At 53.6% G+C, this 494-nt stretch carries 1 protein-coding gene; it reads right to left on the bottom strand.

Annotated features, from left to right (window positions below; all coding sequences use genetic code 11):
- On the bottom strand, positions 1-494 hold a 494-nt coding region (locus FGF66_RS12390), incomplete at both ends, for a transposase (protein WP_139457956.1).

Here is a 494-nt window from a genome sequence, read left to right as displayed (position 1 = left end):
TCCTGACCGACATAGGCGCTGTCCGCGTAGAGCGGCTGGCCCGCATCTGCTTTTTCAATCAACGTTTCCAGCTCCTGGGAATCGTGGTCGCAGGCAGGCGTCACCATGTAGCTGCCAATGAGTTTGGTGCCTTTATCGACCTTGACATGGTTTTTGTAGCCGTAAAAGCTGGTGTTGTTTTTCTTCACCCACCGGGCATCGACATCTTTCTGACGAAGCTTGTTGGGCTTCTGTTTCCAGGCTTCCGGCGTCTGGCCCGCCTTGATCTGGGCGTTTTCTTCGCGGCTGTTGCGCTGGCGCGGCACCTCGACAATGGTGGCATCGACCAGTTGTCCGTTTTTGGCAAAGATGCAGTGCTCGTCAAGCGCCTGATTGAACCGGAAAAACAACACCTCGATAAGTTCTTCCTGAATAAGGGTTTCCCGGAATTTCCAGATCGTTTTGCTGTCCGGAACCTTGTCGCTGGATTTCAGTCCCAGAAAGCGCTTGAAGCT

The organism is Chlorobaculum thiosulfatiphilum, assembly GCF_006265165.1.
Taxonomy (GTDB): Bacteria; Bacteroidota; Chlorobiia; order Chlorobiales; family Chlorobiaceae; genus Chlorobaculum; species Chlorobaculum thiosulfatiphilum.
This window is presented reverse-complemented; position numbering and strand designations above follow the sequence as displayed.